Source organism: Mesorhizobium sp. M5C.F.Ca.IN.020.29.1.1, assembly GCF_003997375.1.
Classification (GTDB): Bacteria; Pseudomonadota; Alphaproteobacteria; order Rhizobiales; family Rhizobiaceae; genus Mesorhizobium; species Mesorhizobium wenxiniae.
Map to the genome: position 1 here is coordinate 1 of NZ_RZSW01000579.1, position 3,787 is coordinate 3,787.

The following is a 3,787-nucleotide window of genomic DNA, read 5'->3' on the forward strand; positions in this document are numbered from 1 at the left end:
GTGACATGGCAGTCGCAAACCTTGGAAATTGGCCCCCAACACCTCTGCCTTCGTCATCCTGGGGCGGAGCAAGGAGCGAAGCGACGCGGCGCAGACCCAGGATCCATGCCGTGACATCAGAGCGCCGCAGCGATGCTGAATTCTGGTTGGCAGCACTTTTTGGCTGATGTGACGGCATGGATCCCAGGGTCTTCGCTCCGCTACGTGTTCGCTGCGCCTGGGATGACCAAGGCGCGAGGGCTTGTTGCCGGGCGGACAAAGCGTTGAGCCGTCAATGACACACGTCTTCACCATCGCCATCGACGGACCCGCCGGCGCCGGCAAAGGCACGCTGGCGCGAAGGCTGGCCGACCACTACCGGCTGAACCTGCTCGACACCGGCCTCACCTATCGCGCTGTGGCCCATGCGCTGCTTCGGCTCGGTCTGCCGCTCGACAATGTGTCGGCCGCCGAAACCGCTGCCCGCCAGGTCGACCTGGCCAAGCTCGACCGGTCGGTGCTGTCGGCGCATGCGGTCGGCGAGGCGGCTTCGAAAGTGGCGGTGTTCCCTTCGGTGCGGCGCGTACTGGTCGAAAAGCAGCGCGAATTCGCCAAGGCGCCGCCGGGCGCCGTCCTCGACGGCCGCGACATCGGCACCGTCGTCTGTCCCGACGCCGACATCAAGCTCTATGTGACGGCCAGCGCCGAAGTGCGGGCAGAGCGGCGGCTGGCCGAGATCGAGAGCATCGGCGGCACCGCCAATTTCAACGAAATCCTCGCCGATATCCTGCGCCGCGACGAGCGCGACATGGGTCGCGCCGACTCGCCGCTGAAGCCTGCCGCCGACGCGCACTTGCTCGACACCTCGGAAATGGCTATAGAAGCCGCGTTCCTGGCGGCTAGGGCGATCATCGACGACGTTCTGGCCAAGAGAAACAAAGCCTGAGCTGGGTTTTGCTCCCGCTGCCGATTGTCGGCGGCGAAAAGAAACCTATATCGGGTGCACGAACCAGCCTGCCAGCATTTTTCATGCGCCGGAATTGCCGCTTAGGCGGCCAAGGGCTTTTCTGAAGCCCGGAACGCCGGCAGGCCAACGCAACGCTAACCCACGGCGCCCGTCCCGCTTGAGATGCGGGGCATTCCAGGAGAAACTATGTCAGTTGCAAACCCTACTCGCGATGATTTCGCGAGCCTGCTCGAAGAATCATTTTCCGCCGGCCATTCCGGCGAAGGCCAAGTCGTCAAGGGCACGATCACCGCGATCGAAAAGGACATGGCCATCATCGATGTCGGCCTCAAGGTCGAAGGCCGCGTGCCGCTGAAGGAATTCGGCGTCAAGGGCAAGGACTCGACGCTCAAGGTCGGGGACTCGGTCGAGGTCTATGTCGAGCGCATCGAGAACGCGCTTGGCGAAGCGATGCTTTCCCGTGAAAAGGCCCGCCGCGAAGAGAGCTGGGTCCGTCTCGAAGAGAAGTTCACCAAGGGTGAGCGCGTCGAAGGCGTGATCTTCAACCAGGTCAAGGGCGGCTTCACCGTCGATCTCGACGGCGCCGTGGCCTTCCTGCCGCGCAGCCAGGTCGACATCCGCCCGATTCGCGACGTCTCGCCGCTGATGCACAATCCGCAGCCTTTCGAGATCCTCAAGATGGATCGCCGCCGCGGCAACATCGTGGTGTCGCGCCGTACCGTGCTCGAGGAAAGCCGCGCCGAACAGCGTTCGGAAATCGTGCAGAACCTCGAAGAAGGCCAGGTGGTCGAAGGCGTCGTCAAGAACATCACCGATTATGGTGCGTTCGTCGACCTCGGCGGCATCGACGGCCTGCTGCATGTCACCGACATGGCATGGCGCCGCGTCAACCATCCGACCGAAATCCTCAACATCGGCCAGACGGTCAAGGTGCAGATCATCCGCATCAACCAGGAAACCCACCGCATCTCGCTCGGCATGAAGCAGCTCGAGAGCGATCCGTGGTCCGAGATCGGAACGAAATTCCCGATAGGCAAGAAGATCAAGGGCACCGTCACCAACATCACCGACTACGGCGCATTCGTCGAGCTGGAGCCGGGCATCGAGGGCCTCATCCACGTTTCGGAAATGTCGTGGACGAAGAAGAACGTCCATCCCGGCAAGATCCTGTCGACGACGCAGGAAGTCGATGTGGTGGTGCTCGAGGTCGATCCGGCCAAGCGCCGCATTTCACTCGGTCTCAAGCAGACGCTCGAGAACCCGTGGCAGGCTTTCGCCAGCAGCCATCCGGTCGGCAGCCAGGTCGAGGGCGAGGTCAAGAACAAGACCGAATTCGGCCTGTTCATCGGCCTCGAAGGCGATGTCGACGGCATGGTCCATCTTTCCGACCTCGACTGGACCCGTCCGGGCGAGCAGGTGATCGAGGAGTACAATCGCGGCGACATGGTCAAGGCGCAGGTGCTCGACGTCGACATCGACAAGGAGCGCATCTCGCTCGGCATCAAGCAGCTGGCCAAGGACACGGCCGGCGAGGCGGCGACTTCAGGCGAACTGCGCAAGAACGCGGTCGTCACCTGCGAGGTCACCGGCGTCAAGGATGGCGGTCTGGAAGTGCGGCTCGTCGAGAGCGGCATCGAGACCTTCATCAAGCGCTCCGACCTCAGCCGCGACCGCGACGAGCAGCGCCCAGAGCGCTTCACGGTCGGCCAGAAGGTCGACGCCCGCGTCATCGCCTTCGACAAGAAGACCCGCAAGCTGCAGGTCTCGATCAAGGCGCTGGAAATCGCCGAGGAGAAGGAAGCGGTCGCCCAGTACGGCTCGACCGATTCCGGCGCTTCGCTGGGCGACATCCTGGGTGCCGCGCTGAAGAAGCAGGGCAGCTAAAGATTGGTTGCTGCCGCTTTCGGTGCGGCTGTGACGAAAAACCCCGCCGGAGCGATCCGGCGGGGTTTTCTTTGGTCGACGACCTGTTGTGTCAGGCCCTGCCGTAAAGCGGCACCAGCGTGCCGCTCATCGCCAGATTGGCCGGCGAAGCGAGATAGGCAATGGCCTCAGCGGCCGCTTCGAGGCTGACCCATTTGCTGAAATCGGCGGCCGGCATGTCTGCCCTGGTGGCCGGCGTGTCGAGCGTCGAGGGCGCGACCGCGTTGACCAGGATTCCCTTGCCCTTGAGTTCTTCCGCCATCGCCACCGTCATTGCCGCGACCGCCGCCTTGCTGGCGCCGTAGGCGACCATGCCGGAACCGCGCCGAAGGTCGAGCCCGGCGCGCGCCGTGACATTGACGATGCGCCCCGACACTGAAGATTCCAGCATCGAGCGGATCGCCGCGCGGCAGCACAGGAAGGTGGTGCGGGCGTTGGTATCCATCATTTCGGCAAAGGACGCGGGCTCGATCTTCTCGACCGGCGCAGCGGTGAAACCTCCGGCCAGATGGATGGATGCCCACAAATCGGTAACGCTGGCATAGAACGCATCGACCTTAGCGGGATCGGCGAGATCGACATTGTGCGCCAACCTGACGCGCTCATGTGCCGGGAAGGGAAAATGCGCGGGCGCGGCAGCATGGGCATTGGGCACATGGCAGACCGCACCCTGCTCCAGCAGTTTGCCGACAACCGCGCCACCGAGCGCTCCTGTGCCGCCGGTCACCACAACATGCCTGCCGTCCAGTGTGTCCGTCATCTTCGACCGCTCCAGTCACTCATATGCCGCGCCGCCGTCGAAGGTCGCGCCTTTCGCGCGATCACTCAACCGAAATCTCGATGACACAGTGTCGTTTACGCGCCTCAAGCCGGCGGCCATCCGACGAGGATCGCATCCCCAAGCAGACGCTGCCACAG

At 63.6% G+C, this 3,787-nt stretch carries 3 protein-coding genes; 2 read left to right on the forward strand and 1 reads right to left on the reverse strand.

Translation table 11 applies throughout. The features are described 5' to 3' along the window. Window positions 1-274 precede the first annotated feature (274 nt). Window positions 275-925: a (d)CMP kinase gene (gene cmk / locus EOA85_RS30005; protein WP_127212160.1), complete on the forward strand. Its 651-nt coding sequence runs from the start codon at window positions 275-277 to the stop codon at window positions 923-925. A 207-nt stretch (window positions 926-1,132) separates the two neighbouring features. Beyond that, on the forward strand, window positions 1,133-2,830 hold the full coding sequence (gene rpsA, locus EOA85_RS30010; RefSeq protein WP_065006057.1) for a 30S ribosomal protein S1: 1,698 nt from the start codon (window positions 1,133-1,135) through the stop codon (window positions 2,828-2,830). Window positions 2,831-2,921: 91 nt separating this feature from the next. Here the strand turns inward: rpsA and EOA85_RS30015 are convergent, their stop codons facing one another. Then, window positions 2,922-3,629 carry an SDR family NAD(P)-dependent oxidoreductase gene (locus EOA85_RS30015; RefSeq protein WP_029347638.1) on the reverse strand — a complete coding sequence of 236 codons (708 nt, stop codon included), beginning with the start codon at window positions 3,627-3,629 and terminating at the stop codon, window positions 2,922-2,924. Window positions 3,630-3,787 lie beyond the last annotated feature (158 nt).